Raw genomic sequence first — 17,796 nt, 5'->3', positions numbered from 1 at the left:
TCAAATTTGGGATGATTCTAGGAGTGAAAATGAATTTACCTATTTATTTAGATTATGCTGCAACCTGCCCGGTAGATGAGCGTGTTGCAAAAAAAATGATGGAATTTTTAACCATTGATGGCACCTTCGGAAATCCGGCTTCGCGCTCACACAAATTTGGTTGGCAAGCGGAAGAAGCCGTGGATATTGCGCGTAACCAAATTGCCGATTTAATCGGTGCGGATTCTCGCGAAATCGTATTCACATCCGGTGCAACGGAATCCGATAACTTGGCAATTAAAGGGGCTGCTCATTTCTACCAAACCAAAGGTAAGCATATTATTACCTGTAAAACAGAACACAAAGCGGTATTGGATACTTGCCGCCAATTAGAGCGTGAAGGTTTTGAAGTAACATATTTATCGCCGGAATCCGATGGGATAATTGATTTAGAAAAATTCAAGGCTGCACTTCGTCCGGATACGATTTTAGTTTCTATTATGCATGCAAATAATGAAATTGGTGTGTTGCAGGATATCAAAGCGATTGGGGAACTTTGTCGTGCAAATAAAACAATTTTTCATGTCGATGCGACGCAAAGTGTCGGTAAGATAGAAATTAATCTTGCCGAATTACCGGTAGATTTGATGTCTATGTCCAGCCATAAATTGTATGGACCTAAAGGTATTGGAGCATTGTATGTTCGTCGTAAACCGCGAGTGCGTTTAGAAGCGATTATCCATGGTGGAGGCCATGAGCGAGGTATGCGTTCCGGTACGTTACCGGTTCATCAAATTGTGGGGATGGGCGAAGCCTATCGAATTGCAAAAGAGCAAATGGCAACCGAAATACCTCGTTTAAAAGCGCTTCGTGACCGCTTATACAATGGTTTAAAAGATATTGAAGAAACCTATGTGAATGGCTCAATGGAACATCGTTTAGATAATAATTTAAACATTAGCTTTAACTATGTAGAGGGAGAGTCTTTGATGATGGCATTGCGTGATATTGCAGTATCATCAGGTTCTGCTTGTACTTCTGCGAGTCTCGAACCTTCTTATGTACTACGTGCATTAGGTTTGAATGATGAATTGGCACATAGCTCGATTCGTTTCACTCTAGGGCGTTATACTACCGAAGAGGAAATTGATTACACCATTAATTTGGTAAAAGGTGCGGTTGAAAAATTACGCGCATTATCCCCATTATGGGATATGTTTAAAGAAGGAATTGACCTCAATACTATTGAGTGGTCAGCCCACTAAGGTTTTACCTGCCGTTAGTGATGCTTTGGATCAAAAACGGCATTTATCTCAATTTAAAAAAGGAAAGTTAACATGGCTTATAGTGAAAAAGTAATCGATCATTATGAAAATCCTCGTAATGTGGGTTCTATGGATAAGAAAGACAGTTCGGTCGGCACCGGTATGGTCGGTGCGCCTGCTTGTGGCGATGTGATGCAGTTGCAAATCAAAGTGAATGATAACAACATTATTGAAGATGCAAAATTTAAAACTTATGGCTGCGGTTCTGCTATTGCATCAAGTTCGTTAATTACGGAATGGGTGAAAGGTAAGTCTCTAGAGGAGGCCGGAGCGATTAAAAATAGTCAAATCGCTGAAGAGTTAGAGCTTCCTCCGGTAAAAGTTCACTGTTCAATTTTAGCAGAAGACGCTATCAAAGCGGCGATTGCCGATTATAAAGCAAAACAAGGCAAATAATAGAAAGTGCGGTTGGTTTTAACCGCACTTTTACCGATTTTGGGGAAAATCATGAGCGTAACATTAACAGAAAAAGCGGCACAGCGTGTTAAAGCTTTTTTGGATAATCGAGGTAAGGGGATAGGCTTACGCTTAGGCGTGAAAACATCCGGTTGTTCAGGTTTGGCGTATGTGCTGGAATTTGTCGATGTATTAAATGATGAAGATCAGGTTTTTGAACAAAATGGTGTTAAATTGATTGTTGATCCGAAAAGTTTAGTATACCTCAATGGCATTGAGTTGGATTATGTAAAAGAAGGGCTAAACGAAGGCTTTAAATATAATAATCCAAATGTGAAGGAATCTTGTGGTTGTGGTGAAAGTTTCCACGTTTAACACTTTAGGTTAAAGTAAGAATAATGTTAAATCCCTTTGAAATTTTTGATTTACCGGTTGATTTTCAGCTTGATATGCAAAATCTAAATACACGTTATTTAGAGATGCAAAAAAACTTGCATCCTGATAACTTTGTCTCTTCAAGTGCCGTTGAGCAACGCATTGCGATACAAAAATCAACAGAAGTTAATGATGCATTAAAGACATTACAAGATCCTATTTTACGAGCTGAAGCGATTATCTCAATTAATACCGGAGAACAAAAAGATCTTGAGCAAAAAAGTGTGCAAGATGTGGCGTTTTTAATGCAACAGTTACAATGGCGTGAACGATTGGAAAACTTAGAAAATCAAAAAGATGAACAGGTGTTAGATAATTTTGCAAAAGAAATTAAGCAAGAAACATTGCAATTATTAACCGCTCTTTCCGATACATTGCGCTCCCAACAATGGGAAAAAGCCTCACAGTTGTGCGATAAATTACGTTTTACGCGTAAACTAACCGAAGAAATTGAACGTGTAGAAGAGCACCTATTTGCGTTTTAAAGTACCATGAAAATTGCTCGAACTTAACGATATATCTATAAATTATGCAAACCATTGAACAGTTGACTTCTCAGGAAAATTCCGCTTGGTCAATCCTTTCCCAATGGATTGTTCAGGCGCGCAATGATTGTCGGGTTATTAAAAAAGATCAAGCCAGTGCCGAACGAGAATTGTTTACGATGCAAATGCCGACTTCATCCCCAATTGGGGCGGTAATTTATGAAACGGGCGGTATTCTCATTCATTACGGTTGGTTACGAATTCTGGGATCCGGTAGCTTTAAATTACCGCGCGGTTTGATGGATTGGAATTTCAGTAAATCATTCCAAAAATCAGGTGAAAAACCTAAATATTTATTAGTGGCAGATGATGTCATCGGAGGTTATTTTGCTTTAAACGGCGGTTCTTTAGGTGAGGAGCTCGGCAAAATTTATTATTTTTCACCAAAAGATTTAACTTGGCATAATCTGAATTTTACTTATACCGAATTTTTAGCTTGGGCGTTAAATGGCAATTTAGAGGCATTTTACCAAGATTTATTTTGGCAAAATTGGCAAGAAGATGTGAAACGGCTTGATGGTAATCAAATGTTTGTATTCTCACCGGAGTTAAGTGAAGACAAAACGACTGCAATCAGCTTACGTCAAAAACGTGAAGTGAATATTGAAACACACTACAACGCTTGTTTTGCTGAAAAAGAAAAATTTGACATGGCATACTCCGTGGCATAGCGAATAAAAAATAGAAAGAAATATTATGGCATTATTACAAATTGCAGAACCTGGGCAAACACCTGCACCCCATCAACATCGTTTAGCTGTAGGGATTGATTTAGGTACGACGAACTCTTTGATTGCGACTGTTAGAAGCGGTCAAGCTGTGATTTTAAATGATGAGGAAGAACGTAGCTTGGTTCCTTCAGTGGTTCATTATGGTAAAAATGAAAAACAAGTGGGAGTGGATGCCTTTGCTCAAGCATCAAGCGATCCTAAAAGTACCATAATTTCTGCGAAACGCTTGATTGGACGCAGTCTAGCAGATGTACAGGCACGTTATCCGAATATGCCTTATGATTTTGTGGCGAGTGAAAATGGCTTGCCATTAATTATTACAAATCAAGGGAAAAAAAGTCCGATAGAGGTTTCTGCCGATATTTTGGCGCATTTAAACCGTATTGCAGAACAGCGTCTTGGTGCGGTAGTTTCGGGAGTGGTGATTACCGTTCCCGCCTATTTTGACGATGCTCAACGCCAAAGTACAAAAGATGCGGCACGTTTGGCCGGTCTGAATGTATTGCGTTTACTGAATGAACCCACTGCAGCAGCAGTTGCGTACGGTTTAGATAGTGGTCAAGAAGGCATTATTGCCGTTTATGATTTAGGTGGCGGTACTTTTGATATTTCTATCTTACGTTTGTCTAAGGGCGTGTTTGAGGTACTTGCGACCGGTGGTGATACTGCATTGGGCGGTGATGACTTTGACCATTGCATCGCCGATTGGGTGATAAAACAAACGCAATTCCCACCACAAAATGTCAACCAACAACGTGAGCTGTTAACCCTTGCCGGTCAAGCCAAAATTGCTTTGAGCAAGGCAGAAAGTGCGGTCATTTTTTGGCAAGATTTTTCCATCACAATAACGCGTGAACAATTTAACGAATTAATTCATCCGCTGGTAAAACGTTCTTTGTTCGCTTGTCGGCGTGCATTAAAAGATGCCAATGTGGAGGCGGATGAGGTTCAAGATGTGGTGATGGTCGGCGGTTCAACACGAGTACCTTATATTCGTGAGCAAGTGGGGGGATTTTTTGGTAAAACACCATTAACTTCTATTGATCCGGATAAAGTGGTTGCACTGGGAGCTGCGATTCAAGCGGATATTTTAGTTGGTAATAAGACTGATACTAATATGTTATTGCTTGATGTGGTGCCACTTTCGCTCGGTATTGAAACTATGGGCGGGTTAGTAGAAAAAATTATTCCGCGCAATACTACGATTCCTGTCGCTCGCGCGCAAGAATTTACCACTTTTAAAGATGGGCAAACGGCAATGACAGTACATGTGGTACAAGGTGAACGTGAATTAGTGGCGGATTGTCGTTCACTCGGGCGTTTTACTTTACGTGGTATTCCGCCAATGGCGGCAGGAGCTGCACATATTCGTGTGACGTATCAAGTGGATGCCGATGGATTGTTAAGTGTAACTGCTATGGAAAAATCCACTAAAGTGCAGGCATCTATTCAAATTAAACCTTCTTATGGTTTAACCGATGAAGAAGTGACGGCAATGATTAAATCTTCTTTTGATCATGCACAAGAGGATTTGCAAGCCCGTGAGCTGGCGGAGCAACGTGTAGAAGCGGATCGTGTGATTGAGAGTTTGATTGTGGCATTACAGACTGACGGCTCTGAATTGCTTAGTACTGAAGAATTTCATCATATTGAAGCGGTATTGAAACAATTGATGGAGGTAAAACAAGGTGTTGATCGTCATGCTATCGCACAAGGTATTAAAGCCTTAGATGCCGCAACGCAAGAATTTGCCGCAAGACGAATGAATGCCAGTATTAATCGAGCCTTAACCGGTAAGAATGTATCGGAGATGGAAAAGCTGTAAAAGTGCGGTAAGATTTAGCCGAGTTTTTTTAAAGAAAGTTGTTTTTTTTATCATTGTGAGTTGAGGAAAGTATTATGCCAAAAGTGATTTTTTTACCTAATGAAGAATTTTGTCCGGAAGGAATGGTCGTGGATGCGGCTGCCGGTGATAACTTATTAGAAGTGGCACATAATGCAGGAGTAGAGATTCATCACGCTTGTGATGGTTCTTGTGCTTGCACAACCTGCCATGTAATTATTCGTGAAGGATTTGATTCTTTGAACGAAACCAGCGATCAAGAAGAAGATATGTTAGATAAAGCGTGGGGCTTGGAAATGGATAGTCGCCTTTCTTGTCAATGCATCGTGGGAGATGAAGATTTAGTGGTGGAAATTCCAAAATATAATCTTAATCATGCGAATGAGGCTGCTCACTAATGAAATGGACAGATTCACAACTCATTGCAGAAGAATTGTATGATCGCAATCCGGAGCTTGATCCTAAAACAGTACGTTTTACAGACTTACATCAATGGATTTGCGATCTAGAAGATTTTGATGATGATCCACAAAAATCTAACGAGGCGATTCTTGAAGCAATTTTATTGAAGTGGTTGGAGGAATTTGAATAAAATTCCTTCCCATAATTGAAATACCCTATCATGGGCAAGGTGTATCAAGTCATAAAAATCTGCTCCCTAGCGGCGGAATCCGTTCAAGTTTGTGAGCAGATTGTTTTTGTTGGTAACCTCGTAGAAAGTTCTCTGTTTATTTTGTGCTTAATCAGTTAATTTTTTAACATATAGCTGATACCCCGGTAATCCTTGAAGTATATGTACTTTTCGTTGATAAGTGTTTACGTAATGATCTACTGCGGGTTTTACTAATAGGTAGTGATCTTCTTCCGTTTGTTTAGTCGGTGACCAAAGGTAGTCATCAAATGCAATAATACCGTTGATTTTTGTCAATTTATGAGCAAGTAATGCATCAAGTAATACATCCGGGGCTTCGTGAGAGCCATCTACATAAATAAAATCGAAATAATTGCTGTAGCCGTTGGCAAGTAATTCAATCATTTTAGGATGGGAATAGCCTTTATGCTTTACTACTTTAATCGGTGGATGATTGAGTTTCTGCAAAACTAACTTGAGATTGTGATTGAAACAATTTTCAACAGAATTCATATCCCAGTGTCCAATATGCTCGCGTCCTCCCTCCCAACTATCAATGCAGTGTATTTCAATTTCCTGATGAAACTCAAATACTTTTTCTAAGAAATGAACTGTTGAACGCCCTTCAAAAGAGCCGATTTCTAATATTCTTTGTGGCTTAAAATGATTAAAAATAGCATCTAAAGACGGTAAATTATGGCTAAACCAATCGGAAGAAAAAATATAATCTATTGGTTGTTGGTTGTTGGTTGTTGGTTGTTGGTTGCTCATATTTTCTCCTAAATAATGAGTTATCAATCATTCTATAATGCTTCGGTAGTTGTATCAATTTACTGGAAAGTTAAGTGGGGAATATGTTTCCCTCTTTTACCTCAAACAGTTTACCGGTTTCTACTCGCATTTCCTTCAATTGCCTTGATGTAATGGCGGTTACAAATACCTGTGAACCGCTTTGTTGTAACCGTTCGGCAAGTAGTTCACGTTTGAATTGATCCAGTTCTGAAGCAAAATCATCAATTAAGAAAATACAAGAGCGTTGTTTTTCTTTCATCAAATGTTCACCCTGAGCAAGCCGTAAGGCGCACATAAGTAGTTTTAATTGACCGCGTGAAAGCACGTCTTCGACCGGTAATCCGTTTGCTTTAAAACGAAAATCTGCTTTTTGTGGACCTGAAAAAGTATAGCCTAACAATTTATCTCGTTCAAAATTTTGTAGCAGTAAATCGCTATATTCGGTATTTTTGTCCCACCCCCGATGAAAACTCACGTTAATATCTAATTCTGGTAAAAAAAGTTGGCAGGTTTGTTCAATTTCCGGTCGTAGCGCTTCGGCATATTCCGCGCGCCAATCGCTTACTTGATGAGCAAGTTTAGCAAGCTCAATATCCCATGCTTTTATTGCCATATAAGCTTGGTGTTGGGTGAGTGCCGCATTACGCTGTTTTAGTAGGCGGTTCAGATTGGTCCAAGCGGAATGAAAGTGAAGATGATGATGAAATAGCCCCCAATCTAAAAATGCCCGGCGATAACTTGGACCGCCATTTAGCAGGGTTAATCCTTCCGGTGTAATGAGTTGCATCGGGAGTAAATGGGCCAAGTCTGAAATTTTGTTTCCATCTTCACCATTGATTTTAACAAGAGTATTGCCTTGGCGAAATTTTTGCAATCCTACCGACCATTGATGTTGTCTTTCTTTAATTTGTCCGAAAAGGGTGAAATGTGGTTCGTCGTAAAAAATAATACGATTTGTGACCGCACTTTTAAAAGATCGCCCATGGCCAAGATAGAATATTGCTTCTAACAGACTGGTTTTTCCACTGCCGTTATTACCGACCAAAAAGTTAAAGCCGTGATCAAATTCCAGATCCACGGCATTTAAATTTCTAAATTTTTCAATGAGTAAGCGAGAAATAGCCATCTTACAGACGCATCGGCATAATCACATATTCGCTACTGTTGTCTTCACAATTTTCAATAAGGCAGCTAGATGAAGCATCCGTTAAGCGGATACGGACTTGTTGACATTTTAGGGTATTTAGTACATCCAAAATATAAGTGACATTGAAACCGACTTCCAATTCTTCGCCGGAATATATAACGTCCACAATTTCTTCCGCTACTTCGTGTTCCGGATTGGAGGCGGTAATTTTGAGTTGATTTTCGGTTAAATTCAAACGTACGCTACGTACGCGTTCATTAGAAAGAATTGAGGCACGAACAAAGGCCTGTTTTAAGGCCTCCCAGCTACCTTCTACAATTTTATCTGCATTGCGTGGTAGTACGCGACGGTAATCGGGGAAACGCCCGTCAATCAATTTTGATGTAAAGATAATATGATTTAGATGGATACGCAGGTTATTCGTACCGATTTGTAAACGAGCGGATTCCTCTGTGTTTTCTAACAGTCGATTGAGTTCTAATACCCCTTTTCGTGGCAAAATTACCGCGTGATTTTGTAGTTCTTGTTCTAGAGCAATGGTACAAACTGCAAGGCGATGACCATCGGTTGCAACGGTGCGGAGTAAATTACCTTCCGTTTCAAATTTCATTCCGTTTAAGAAATAGCGGGCATCTTGGTTTGCCATAGAAAATTGTGTCGCCTCAATTAAACGGCGTAGGGTATTTTGCGGTAAAGCAAAATCCACTTCTGATTGCCAATCTGTTAGATTTGGATATTCTTCCGCAGGGAGAGTCGCAAGGTTAAATTTACTTCTTCCTGATTGTACGATAGCGCGATCTTCTGCAAAGGTGACGGTAATTTCAAATTCATCGGATAAAGTACGGCAAATATCTAAGAATTTTTTTGCCGGAATAGTAAAGTTACCGTTAGAGGAAGAAGAGGAAAGCTGAGTTTGAGTTGAAAGCTCAACTTCTAAATCAGTGCCGGTAATGGTTAAACGATCGTCTTTAATCTGTAGTAAAACGTTGTTTAATACGGGAATATTCGGGCGACTGCTCAATACTCCGCAAACTTGTTGTAACGGTTTTAAAAGGTTTTCTCTAGAAATACTGAATTGCATGATGGCTCCTTATGCTGATAAGGTACGAATTAAATTCGCCCAATCTTCTTGAATGCTGTTATCTTTTTCACGAAATTTTGGCACTTCACGGCAAGCGTTCAGTACAGTCGTGTGATCCCGATCAAAGGCTCGACCGATTTCCGGTAAACTGCGATTTGTTAATTCTTTTGCCAATGCCATAGCAATTTGACGCGGACGTGTAACAGAACGTTGGCGACTTTTTGATTTTAAATCGGATACTTTAATTCGATAGTACTCTGCCACGGTTTTTTGAATGTTATCAATTGTGACTAAACGTTCTTGTAAAGCAAGAATATCTTTTAGGGTTTCACGCACAAAATCAATGTTAATTTCTCCGCCCTTGAAATCTTGCATAGCTTTTACGCGATTTAACGCACCCTCAAGCTCTCGTACATTAGTACGTAAGCGTTGAGCAATAAAAAATGCGACTTCTTCAGGTAAATGAATCTGATGTTCCTCTGCCTTTTTTAACAAGATTGCCACGCGGGTTTCTAAATCAGGCGGTTCAATCGCGGTTGTTAATCCCCAGCCAAAACGGGATTTTAAACGTTCTTCAATTTTTTCAATTTCTTTTGGGTAGCGATCGGAAGTTAAAATAATTTGACGACCTGTTTCAAATAAATTATTGAAAATATGGAAAAATTCTTCTTGGGTTTTTTCTTTTTCAGCAAAAAATTGAATATCATCGACTAATAGCGCATCCAAAGAACGATAAAATTTTTTGAATTGATCCATATTGTTATCACGCATAGCTTTCACCATATGCTGCATAAAATTGTTGGCGTGAATATAAAGTACCCGTGCATTGGGTTTATTCGCCAATATGCCATTACCAATAGCGTGTAATAAGTGAGTTTTTCCTAGCCCCGTTCCGCCATACAAAAAGAATGGATTTGCGGTTGCTTCACCGGGCGCTTGTGCCAATTTTTGCCCGACTGCGCGAGCTAATTGGTTTGATTTACCTTCGACAAAATTTTCAAATACATGCTTGGTGTTAAGATGTGAATCAAATTTTTGTGGTTTTTCTAATTCAGATTTAGCATCGGAATTGACCGCACTTTCAGTCGGTTGCATCACCGGCTTAATAATGGCTTGGGGCGTAGGTTTTACTCCTTCTTTAAGGATAATTTGTAGATTTGGATTTTGTGAAAGTGCTTGGCAAATTTGGTGAATTTGCTTGAGGTAGTGGGTTTCAACCCAGCCTTTTACAAACATATTTGAAGCATAAAGTACCATTTTATCTTGAGAGATAGTATCAGCTTGTAACGGGCGAAGCCAAGTGCTTAAATCGGTAGCGGAAACTTGATCTTGTAATTGAGAAAGGCAATCTTGCCAAAGGTTAGAGAGACTCACGATAGACTATCCTTAATGCTACGTTTTCTACTTACAATGAATTGGCGATACGGTAAGTACAATCAAAAATTTTTAGAGATTCTACAATAATCTCGAGAAAAAATCTTCTCCCGAAATAAGGAAAAAACTAAAAAGGTGACTTGATATTTTATTTGAATTACGTATGATTGCGAGGATTTGGAAAGGGGGAGAAGATTGTTTTGCAAAAATTCCCTTTCTTAGTTTGACGAACGCCTGATTTATGATTAAAATTGCGTCCTATTTTTTATAACCCTTATTTGTTTTGGATTCAAAACAGTAAACATTGAGATTTAGGTAAGTTACAATGAAACGTACATTTCAACCTTCTATATTAAAACGTAGCCGTACCCACGGTTTTCGTGCTCGCATGGCAACCAAAAACGGTCGCCAAGTTTTAGCTCGTCGTCGCGCTAAAGGTCGTAAAAGTTTATCTGCGTAATCGCGTTTTGAGTGGTTAAGTTGAACTTTTCTAGGGAGTTACGTTTGTTGACTCCCATTCAATTCAAAAATGTTTTCGAACAACCGTTCCGGGCTAGCACGCCTGAAATTACTATTATTGCTCGTAAAAACAATCTTGCTCATCCTCGCTTAGGTTTAGCCGTACCTAAAAAGCATTTAGCGCGTGCGCATGATCGTAATCGTATCAAACGCTTAGTGCGTGAAAGTTTTCGTTTAGCTCAATATCAATTACCAGCGTGTGATTTCGTTGTGGTGGCAAAAAGCGGAATTGGTAAGCTTGATAACAAAACATTTCATCAAATGTTGGAAAAATTATGGCAACGTCATATTCGTTTGGCTCAAAAATTCTGATTGTTTTAATTCGGCTTTATCAAGTAGCGATTAGTCCGTTAATTGGACCGCGTTGTCGATTTGTTCCTACTTGTTCGTGCTATGGTATTGAGGCATTAAAAACACACGGAGCACTAAAAGGTAGTTGGCTTACGCTGAAACGTGTATTAAAATGTCACCCTTTGAACACGGGCGGATTCGATCCCGTTCCGCCAAAAATTAATAATAACCACGAGAAAAAGTAATGGACTCAAGACGTAGCCTATTAGTCTTAGCACTAATTTTTATTTCTTTCCTTGTTTATCAGCAGTGGCAAATGGATAAAAATCCGCCTCCGGCACCTGCACAAATAACTTCAATGGCATCGGATGTGCCGGCAAGTTCTTCTTCATCAAACCAAATTTCAATAGATTCATCGGCTAAAGGTCGTCTTATCACTTTAGAAAACGATGTTTTCCGTTTAAAAGTGGATACATTAGGCGGCGATATAGTGAGTTCTGAATTATTAAAATATGATGCGGAATTAAACTCTAAAACCCCCTTTGTACTTTTACAAGATTCTCCCGAACATATTTATGTTGCTCAAAGCGGTTTAATTGGAAAAAACGGTATTGATACTAAATCAGGCCGTGCACAATATCAAATTGAAGGTGATCATTTTAAACTTCCTGAAGGGCAAGATTCACTTTCAGTACCATTGACCTTTGAAAAAAATGGCGTTACTTTCCAAAAAATCTTTGTTTTAAAACGTGGCAGTTATGCTCTTGATGTTGATTACAAGGTTAATAATCAAAGTGCTGAGGCAATTGAAGTAGAACCTTACGGACAATTAAAGCATTCTTTAATTGAAAGTTCGGGAAATGTCGCGATGCCGACTTACACCGGCGGTGCATACTCTTCATCGGAAACCAACTACAAAAAATACAGTTTCTCCGATATGAAAGATACAAACCTTTCTATTGATACCAAAGCAGGTTGGGTAGCCGTATTACAACATTATTTTGTTTCTGCATGGATTCCTAATCAGGATGTGAATAATCAGCTCTATACCATTACTGACACAAAAAATAATGTGGCCTCAATCGGTTATCGCGGACCAATCGTGACAATTCCTGCGGGAGCGCAAGAAACGATTTCCAGTTCGTTATGGACAGGTCCGAAACTTCAAAATGATATGGCAAAAGTGGCAAATAACTTAGACTTAACGGTTGATTACGGTTGGGCGTGGTTTATTGCGAAACCTTTATTCTGGTTGCTCACTTTCATTCAAAGGATTGTTTCTAACTGGGGATTAGCCATTATCTGTGTAACGATTGTGGTTAAAGCGATTTTATATCCGCTAACAAAAGCACAATATACCTCAATGGCAAAAATGCGTATGTTACAACCGAAAATGCAAGAAATGCGTGAGCGTTTCGGCGATGACCGTCAGCGCATGAGCCAGGAAATGATGAAACTTTACAAAGAGGAAAAAGTCAATCCGTTAGGCGGTTGTTTACCAATTCTTCTTCAAATGCCGATTTTCATCGCTTTGTATTGGACGTTTATGGAGGCGGTTGAACTTCGTCACGCACCATTCTTCGGCTGGATTCAAGATTTATCTGCACAAGATCCGTATTATATTTTGCCGATTTTAATGGGTATCTCTATGTATTTGCTGCAAAAAATGTCTCCTACACCGGTGGCAGATCCAATGCAGCAAAAAGTGATGAATTTTATGCCGTTAATCTTTATGTTCTTCTTCCTCTGGTTCCCGGCAGGCTTGGTGTTATACTGGTTAGTGTCTAACCTAATCACTATTGTACAGCAGCAGCTGATTTACCGTGGGTTAGAGAAAAAAGGGTTACATTCTCGTAAAAAATAATTCTTAATTATATGGAAAAAGGCATCGAAAGGTGCCTTTTTCTATCATAGGGTATTGATGATATCTCGGTGGGTGTATAGCATACGCCCCATTGTATTTTTTAACGCATACAAGTGCGGTCATTTTTTAAAGAGTTTTTTATGAAAGAAACAATCGTTGCACAAGCTACTGCACCGGGAAGGGGTGGTATTGGTATTTTAAGAGTTTCCGGCCCTTTAGCGGGTGAAGTCGCATATCGCGTATTAGGGAAATGTCCGAAACCGCGTATGGCGGATTATTTACCTTTTAAGGACAATGACGGATGCGTACTGGATCAAGGTATTGCCCTTTATTTTAAAGCACCGAATTCTTTTACCGGTGAAGATGTATTGGAGTTACAAGGGCATGGCGGACAGGTTGTACTTGATTTATTGTTGAAACGTATTTTGCAAATTGATGGTATTCGTTTAGCACGTCCGGGGGAGTTTTCCGAACAAGCTTTTTTAAATGATAAATTGGATTTGGCGCAAGCGGAAGCTATCGCAGATTTAATTGATGCCACTTCCGAACAAGCGGCACGTTCGGCGTTGAAGTCTTTACAAGGTGAATTTTCACATAAAGTCAATGCGTTAGTCGATTCGATTATTTATTTGAGAACCTATGTGGAGGCTGCGATTGATTTTCCTGATGAAGAAATTGATTTCCTAGCGGACGGCAAAATTGAGGCGAATTTGCGTGAAATTATTACACAACTGGATGATGTACGCCGTGAAGCAAAACAAGGTACGATTTTACGTGAAGGAATGAAGGTAGTGATTGCAGGTCGTCCGAATGCAGGGAAATCCAGTCTGCTTAATGCCCTTGCCGGTCGTGAAGCCGCAATTGTGACCGATATTGCAGGAACCACACGAGATGTTTTGCGTGAACATATTCACATTGATGGCATGCCGCTGCATATTATTGATACGGCAGGGCTTCGCGAGGCTACCGATGAAGTGGAACGAATCGGTATTTCTCGTGCTTGGACAGAAATAGAACAAGCGGATCGTATTATTTTAATGCTCGATAGTAGTGATGTAGAGAGCCAAAATCTTGAAAAAGTGCGGTTAGAATTTCTAGCGAAATTACCGGCTAATATTCCGGTAACAATTGTGCGTAATAAAATTGATTTAACCGATGAACAAGCAGGATTGATTGAAGAAAACGGTTATCAAATTATTCGTTTGTCGGCCCAAACCCATAAAGGAGTGCAGATACTTCGTGACCATTTAAAACAAACAATGGGTTTCCAAACTGGTATCGAAGGCGGATTTTTAGCACGTCGTCGTCATCTGGTGGCACTAGAAAAAGCTGCGGAACATTTGCAAATCGGTTTCGTACAATTAACGGAGTTTTATGCGGGAGAATTGCTAGCGGAAGAGCTACGTCTGGTACAAGCTCAACTAAGTGAAATTACCGGACAATTTACCTCGGACGATTTACTCAGTAATATTTTCAGCTCATTTTGTATTGGGAAATAAAGACAGATAACAATGGCATTTTATATACTGTGGATTATTGCCTTGGGATTGTCGATGGATGCCTTTGCCGTTTCTATTTCTAAAGGACTCGCTATGCGATCTTTTCGATGGAAATAGGCAATGATGATAGCCCTTTGCTTTGGTTGTTTCTAAGCAATAATGCCGCTTATCGGTTATGTGTTGGGGACGCAATTTAGCAAAACTATTCAGGAATGGGACCACTGGATTGCGTTTATTCTTTTACTATTAATCAGGCAAATATGATCCGTGAGGGTTTCACCGAAGAGGAAGCAGAGCAAATTTCAGATTTAATCAATATAAACAACTACTTACTTTAGGTTTAGCAATGAGCGTTGATGCGTTGGTGGTTGGTATTTCATTTGCTTTTTTGTATGTGGATATTATTACGGCTGTATGAATTATTGGTTTTACCACTTTCGTTATTTCTTTTATCGGCATAAAGAGCGGTCATTTTTTAGGAAGAAAATTTAAAAATAAAGCTGAAATTTTCGGCGGTTTAGTCATCATTATTATCGGGATTAAAATTTTATTTGAGCATGATGTTTTAGTATTTTAAGGTGCGAATTTCCGCGCTTTCGATTATAATTCGAAAAGTTTTGTCTTTTAACAAGGGTAAATATGTTTATTGAAAAAATGAATGGTATGGCAAATACCAAAATTGCTAAATTTATTCTCGGGTTGATTACCATTTCATTCTTAGTCGGGGGGATGTCGGGTTATTTGTTTAGCGGCAATGATTCTTATGCCGCAAAAGTTAATGGTGAGACCATTTCCCAGCCAGATTTTATGAATCGTTATAACCAAGAATTTGAAGCACGTGCGGCACAGGAGGGAGAAGCATTTTTAACTCGGTCCGATTCGCCTGAATTTGTCAATGCGTTGCGTCAAAGCATTATTAATCGTTTGGTTGATCAAGAGTTACTTCGTCAATATGCTAAAGAATTAAAATTAGGTGTAAGTGATGAAATGATCAAGCGTGCAATTGTTGTTGATCCAAATTTCCAATCGAATGGAAAATTTGATAATGGATTATATCAACAAATTCTTGCACAAAACGGTTTAAGCTCCGATGCTTATGCGAATATTTTACGTAGCGCACTTACCCTTGAACAAATGCAAAACGGTATTGCGGATAGTGAATTTGTAGTGCCGGTTCAAGTAAAAGACAGTGCTCGACTTTTCTTTCAAAAACGTATTGCCCGTTTAGCGACTTTATCCCTTGCTGATGAAATGGCAAAACAAAATGTCACTGAAGATGAAGTGAAAACTTACTATGAAGCCAATCAAAAAACTTTTGTGCAACCTGAACAAGTAAAAGTGCAATATATTCAAGTTTCGGGAGCGGATGTGGCAAAAGATATTCAAGTAAGCGATGTCGAAATTGCGCAATATTATCAAGATAATAAAGCACAGTTTATGACACAGCGATTGGCGCATATACAATTTGCGAATGAACAAGATGCGCAAACGGCTTATCAAGAATTACAAAATGGTGCAAATTTTGCCGAATTAGCCAAAGCACGTTCGTTAGATAAAATTTCAGGTGAAAATGGTGGCGAATTAGGTTGGGTAAATGCTAATGAATTACCAAAAGCTTTTGAAGATGCGACAACAAGGCTTCAGGTCGGAAAATTCAGTGAACCTGTTAATGTTGACGGTAATTTTCACATTATCCTAGTGGAAGAGCGTAAAGAAAAATCGTTAAATGAAGTAAAAGCGCAAATCACAGATTTGGTACGTAAAAACTTACTGGAAAGCCGTTTCTATGCGGTTGAAAAAAATGTACGTGAAAAAGCCTTTGAAGACAGTAAATCTTTAGAGAGTGCGGCAAGCGTAGCCGGCGTAAAAGTACAAGAGAGCGATTATTTTTCCCGTGAAAACGTACCGGCCGAGTTAAATTCGCCTAATGTGGTTTCTGCGATGTTTGACTCCGATATTTCAAATGGCGGGGTAAATTCCGAACCGTTAAACCTGGGGGATCAGAATATCGTTTTGGTACGCGTGTTAGATCATAAGGCAGAAGGCATAAAAACACTAGACGAAGTAAAATCGGACATTGAAAACTTTTTAAAACGTGAAAAAGCGGAAAAAATATTGATCACATCGGCAACACAGTCACTCAATGATCTTCCGACGGCTCCAAATAAATTGCCGGCGGGTGTTTCTTTCGGCGCGGAGCAAACTTTCGCTTTTACTGAAAATCAAGATCTGATTTTAACCAATGGTATTTTCTCCATGGAAAAACCGACAAATGGTACAACGGTGTATAAAGTGGTGCGTAATACTAAAGGTGATGTGATTATAGTGGCGCTTAATAAAGTGGAACAAGGCGAGCTAAATGAACAAGAATTAGCTCAATTTGGCGGACAATTGCGTCAAACACAGCAACTTGAATTACGTGCGCAACTTTTACAAGCATTGCGTGATAAGGCACAAATTGAAATTAATGAAGCCTTTATCAGACAAGAAGATGAAAACTAATTGATAAGTTTTGAAAAAAGCCTATGAGAACATAGGCTTTTTTCTTGAAATAATAGCGGTAAATTGCAATCAGAACTGATTTCTGATAAAAAGTGCGGTAGTTTTCAACCGCACTTTTTTATTGATGGAGAGAAAATCCTATGGCAGAAGAAACCATTTTCAGCAAAATTATTCGCAAAGAAATTCCGGTCGATATCGTTTATCAAGACGAATTGGTGACCGCTTTTCGCGATATTGCACCACAAGCTAAAACCCATATTTTAATTATCCCAAATAAATTGATTCCAACGGCCAATGATGTAACCGAACAAGATGAAGTCTCTCTTGGACGTTTGTTTACGGTGGCGGCAAAATTAGCGAAACAAGAAGGCATTGCGGAAGACGGCTACCGTTTAATTGTCAACTGTAACAAACATGGCGGTCAGGAAGTGTTTCATATTCATATGCACCTGCTAGGGGGCGAACCGCTTGGTAAAATGTTGGGTAAATAATGAAAAAATTACTGATTATTTTTGCTAGCCTGGTGCTTTCGGCGTGCTCCGTCTCAGAGCCGAATTTGGTTCACACAAATACCCCTATTTTGAATATAACAGCGGAACTTGCTTCGGTTGTCGAGGCAAAAGTGTCTGCGGATTCTGCGTGGGTAAAAAATAAAAGTACCCAACCCGTTAATGTGAACTATCGTCTTTTTTGGTATAACGCACAGGGCGTGACCCAAGTTTGGGCGGATCGGCGTGAAAGTTTTGTCGGAAATTTGCGTTTACAACCTCAAGCACGTCAGTCTGTTGAGCTGATTAAACCAACATTGGAAAGTACCAATTATCGTCTTTATTTACAGTAAA

20 protein-coding genes and 1 pseudogene are annotated in these 17,796 nt (G+C 39.4%); 17 read left to right on the top strand and 4 right to left on the bottom strand.

Annotated elements, in window-relative coordinates; genetic code table 11:
• Positions 1-29 precede the first annotated feature (29 nt).
• From BKL51_RS03500 to iscX, 8 genes are all read left to right on the top strand, one after another.
• Positions 30-1,244, top strand: a complete 1,215-nt coding sequence (locus BKL51_RS03500) for an IscS subfamily cysteine desulfurase (protein WP_077465357.1) — start codon at positions 30-32, stop codon at positions 1,242-1,244.
• A 72-nt stretch (positions 1,245-1,316) separates the two neighbouring features.
• Positions 1,317-1,700 carry a Fe-S cluster assembly scaffold IscU gene (gene iscU, locus BKL51_RS03495; RefSeq protein WP_059365631.1) on the top strand — a complete coding sequence of 128 codons (384 nt, stop codon included), beginning with the start codon at positions 1,317-1,319 and terminating at the stop codon, positions 1,698-1,700.
• A gap of 51 nt (positions 1,701-1,751) precedes the next feature.
• Positions 1,752-2,075, top strand: a complete 324-nt coding sequence (gene iscA / locus BKL51_RS03490; RefSeq protein ID WP_077465370.1) for an iron-sulfur cluster assembly protein IscA — start codon at positions 1,752-1,754, stop codon at positions 2,073-2,075.
• Positions 2,076-2,098: 23 nt separating this feature from the next.
• Positions 2,099-2,620: a Fe-S protein assembly co-chaperone HscB gene (gene hscB, locus BKL51_RS03485; RefSeq protein ID WP_077465356.1), complete on the top strand. Its 522-nt coding sequence runs from the start codon at positions 2,099-2,101 to the stop codon at positions 2,618-2,620.
• 44 nt (positions 2,621-2,664) lie between these two features.
• Positions 2,665-3,351, top strand: coding sequence for a DUF2625 domain-containing protein (locus BKL51_RS03480; protein ID WP_077465355.1), 687 nt, complete (start codon positions 2,665-2,667; stop codon positions 3,349-3,351).
• A 25-nt stretch (positions 3,352-3,376) separates the two neighbouring features.
• On the top strand, positions 3,377-5,236 hold the full coding sequence (gene hscA, locus BKL51_RS03475) for a Fe-S protein assembly chaperone HscA (protein ID WP_077465354.1): 1,860 nt from the start codon (positions 3,377-3,379) through the stop codon (positions 5,234-5,236).
• Positions 5,237-5,310: 74 nt separating this feature from the next.
• On the top strand, positions 5,311-5,652 hold the full coding sequence (gene fdx, locus BKL51_RS03470; RefSeq protein ID WP_077465353.1) for an ISC system 2Fe-2S type ferredoxin: 342 nt from the start codon (positions 5,311-5,313) through the stop codon (positions 5,650-5,652).
• The gene (iscX, locus tag BKL51_RS03465; RefSeq protein ID WP_077465352.1) at positions 5,652-5,846 is read left to right on the top strand and encodes a Fe-S cluster assembly protein IscX; all 195 of its coding nucleotides are present in this window, start codon (positions 5,652-5,654) and stop codon (positions 5,844-5,846) included. Before fdx ends, iscX begins: the two co-directional genes overlap by 1 nt.
• A 147-nt stretch (positions 5,847-5,993) precedes the next feature.
• On the opposite strand, the gene BKL51_RS03460 is transcribed toward iscX, so the two are convergent.
• The 4 genes from BKL51_RS03460 to dnaA all read right to left on the bottom strand — a co-directional run bounded on the left by BKL51_RS03460 (position 5,994) and on the right by dnaA (position 10,279).
• The gene (locus BKL51_RS03460; protein ID WP_077465351.1) at positions 5,994-6,656 is read right to left on the bottom strand and encodes a class I SAM-dependent methyltransferase; all 663 of its coding nucleotides are present in this window, start codon (positions 6,654-6,656) and stop codon (positions 5,994-5,996) included.
• Positions 6,657-6,726: 70 nt separating this feature from the next.
• A complete protein-coding gene (recF, locus tag BKL51_RS03455) occupies positions 6,727-7,803 on the bottom strand; it encodes a DNA replication/repair protein RecF (protein ID WP_077465350.1) in 1,077 nt (358 codons plus the stop codon).
• Position 7,804: 1 nt separating this feature from the next.
• Positions 7,805-8,905: a DNA polymerase III subunit beta gene (gene dnaN, locus BKL51_RS03450; protein ID WP_077465349.1), complete on the bottom strand. Its 1,101-nt coding sequence runs from the start codon at positions 8,903-8,905 to the stop codon at positions 7,805-7,807.
• Between the two features lie 9 nt (positions 8,906-8,914).
• Positions 8,915-10,279 carry a chromosomal replication initiator protein DnaA gene (dnaA, locus tag BKL51_RS03445; RefSeq protein ID WP_077465348.1) on the bottom strand — a complete coding sequence of 455 codons (1,365 nt, stop codon included), beginning with the start codon at positions 10,277-10,279 and terminating at the stop codon, positions 8,915-8,917.
• Between the two features lie 325 nt (positions 10,280-10,604).
• Here dnaA and rpmH point away from each other — a divergent pair, with 325 nt between their 5' ends.
• The 9 genes and pseudogenes from rpmH to BKL51_RS03400 all read left to right on the top strand — a co-directional run bounded on the left by rpmH (position 10,605) and on the right by BKL51_RS03400 (position 17,795).
• Positions 10,605-10,739: a 50S ribosomal protein L34 gene (rpmH, locus tag BKL51_RS03440; RefSeq protein WP_077465347.1), complete on the top strand. Its 135-nt coding sequence runs from the start codon at positions 10,605-10,607 to the stop codon at positions 10,737-10,739.
• A gap of 11 nt (positions 10,740-10,750) precedes the next feature.
• On the top strand, positions 10,751-11,110 hold the full coding sequence (gene rnpA, locus BKL51_RS03435; RefSeq protein WP_077465346.1) for a ribonuclease P protein component: 360 nt from the start codon (positions 10,751-10,753) through the stop codon (positions 11,108-11,110).
• Complete coding sequence (yidD, locus tag BKL51_RS03430; protein WP_077465345.1) at positions 11,074-11,334, top strand: membrane protein insertion efficiency factor YidD; 261 nt, start codon at positions 11,074-11,076, stop codon at positions 11,332-11,334. Before rnpA ends, yidD begins: the two co-directional genes overlap by 37 nt.
• Positions 11,334-12,953 carry a membrane protein insertase YidC gene (gene yidC, locus BKL51_RS03425; RefSeq protein ID WP_077465344.1) on the top strand — a complete coding sequence of 540 codons (1,620 nt, stop codon included), beginning with the start codon at positions 11,334-11,336 and terminating at the stop codon, positions 12,951-12,953. Before yidD ends, yidC begins: the two co-directional genes overlap by 1 nt.
• Before the next feature lie 140 nt (positions 12,954-13,093).
• Positions 13,094-14,452, top strand: a complete 1,359-nt coding sequence (mnmE, locus tag BKL51_RS03420; RefSeq protein ID WP_077465343.1) for a tRNA uridine-5-carboxymethylaminomethyl(34) synthesis GTPase MnmE — start codon at positions 13,094-13,096, stop codon at positions 14,450-14,452.
• Positions 14,453-14,464: 12 nt separating this feature from the next.
• Positions 14,465-15,029: pseudogene (locus BKL51_RS03415) on the top strand (manganese efflux pump MntP family protein).
• A gap of 62 nt (positions 15,030-15,091) precedes the next feature.
• A complete protein-coding gene (gene ppiD / locus BKL51_RS03410) occupies positions 15,092-16,954 on the top strand; it encodes a peptidylprolyl isomerase (protein WP_077465342.1) in 1,863 nt (620 codons plus the stop codon).
• Positions 16,955-17,094: 140 nt separating this feature from the next.
• On the top strand, positions 17,095-17,445 hold the full coding sequence (gene hinT / locus BKL51_RS03405) for a purine nucleoside phosphoramidase (RefSeq protein WP_077465341.1): 351 nt from the start codon (positions 17,095-17,097) through the stop codon (positions 17,443-17,445).
• Entirely contained in the window at positions 17,445-17,795 is a 351-nt protein-coding gene (locus BKL51_RS03400) for a DUF1425 domain-containing protein (RefSeq protein ID WP_077465340.1), read from the top strand. Before hinT ends, BKL51_RS03400 begins: the two co-directional genes overlap by 1 nt.
• Position 17,796 lies beyond the last annotated feature (1 nt).

Source organism: Rodentibacter sp. Ppn85 (assembly GCF_001999335.1).
GTDB lineage: Bacteria > Pseudomonadota > Gammaproteobacteria > Enterobacterales > Pasteurellaceae > Rodentibacter.
The sequence above is the reverse complement of the archived record's forward strand: the minus strand, read 5'-3'. Positions and strand labels throughout refer to the sequence as shown.

Coding starts and splice junctions, on each gene's coding strand:
- BKL51_RS03500 (WP_077465357.1), top strand. CDS start 30: ATGAATTTACCTATTTATTTAGATTATGCTGCAACCTGCCCGGTAGAT.
- iscU (WP_059365631.1), top strand. CDS start 1,317: ATGGCTTATAGTGAAAAAGTAATCGATCATTATGAAAATCCTCGTAAT.
- iscA (WP_077465370.1), top strand. CDS start 1,752: ATGAGCGTAACATTAACAGAAAAAGCGGCACAGCGTGTTAAAGCTTTT.
- hscB (WP_077465356.1), top strand. CDS start 2,099: ATGTTAAATCCCTTTGAAATTTTTGATTTACCGGTTGATTTTCAGCTT.
- BKL51_RS03480 (WP_077465355.1), top strand. CDS start 2,665: ATGCAAACCATTGAACAGTTGACTTCTCAGGAAAATTCCGCTTGGTCA.
- hscA (WP_077465354.1), top strand. CDS start 3,377: ATGGCATTATTACAAATTGCAGAACCTGGGCAAACACCTGCACCCCAT.
- fdx (WP_077465353.1), top strand. CDS start 5,311: ATGCCAAAAGTGATTTTTTTACCTAATGAAGAATTTTGTCCGGAAGGA.
- iscX (WP_077465352.1), top strand. CDS start 5,652: ATGAAATGGACAGATTCACAACTCATTGCAGAAGAATTGTATGATCGC.
- BKL51_RS03460 (WP_077465351.1), bottom strand. CDS start 6,656: ATGAGCAACCAACAACCAACAACCAACAACCAACAACCAATAGATTAT.
- recF (WP_077465350.1), bottom strand. CDS start 7,803: ATGGCTATTTCTCGCTTACTCATTGAAAAATTTAGAAATTTAAATGCC.
- dnaN (WP_077465349.1), bottom strand. CDS start 8,905: ATGCAATTCAGTATTTCTAGAGAAAACCTTTTAAAACCGTTACAACAA.
- rpmH (WP_077465347.1), top strand. CDS start 10,605: ATGAAACGTACATTTCAACCTTCTATATTAAAACGTAGCCGTACCCAC.
- yidD (WP_077465345.1), top strand. CDS start 11,074: ATGGCAACGTCATATTCGTTTGGCTCAAAAATTCTGATTGTTTTAATT.
- yidC (WP_077465344.1), top strand. CDS start 11,334: ATGGACTCAAGACGTAGCCTATTAGTCTTAGCACTAATTTTTATTTCT.
- mnmE (WP_077465343.1), top strand. CDS start 13,094: ATGAAAGAAACAATCGTTGCACAAGCTACTGCACCGGGAAGGGGTGGT.
- ppiD (WP_077465342.1), top strand. CDS start 15,092: ATGTTTATTGAAAAAATGAATGGTATGGCAAATACCAAAATTGCTAAA.
- hinT (WP_077465341.1), top strand. CDS start 17,095: ATGGCAGAAGAAACCATTTTCAGCAAAATTATTCGCAAAGAAATTCCG.
- BKL51_RS03400 (WP_077465340.1), top strand. CDS start 17,445: ATGAAAAAATTACTGATTATTTTTGCTAGCCTGGTGCTTTCGGCGTGC.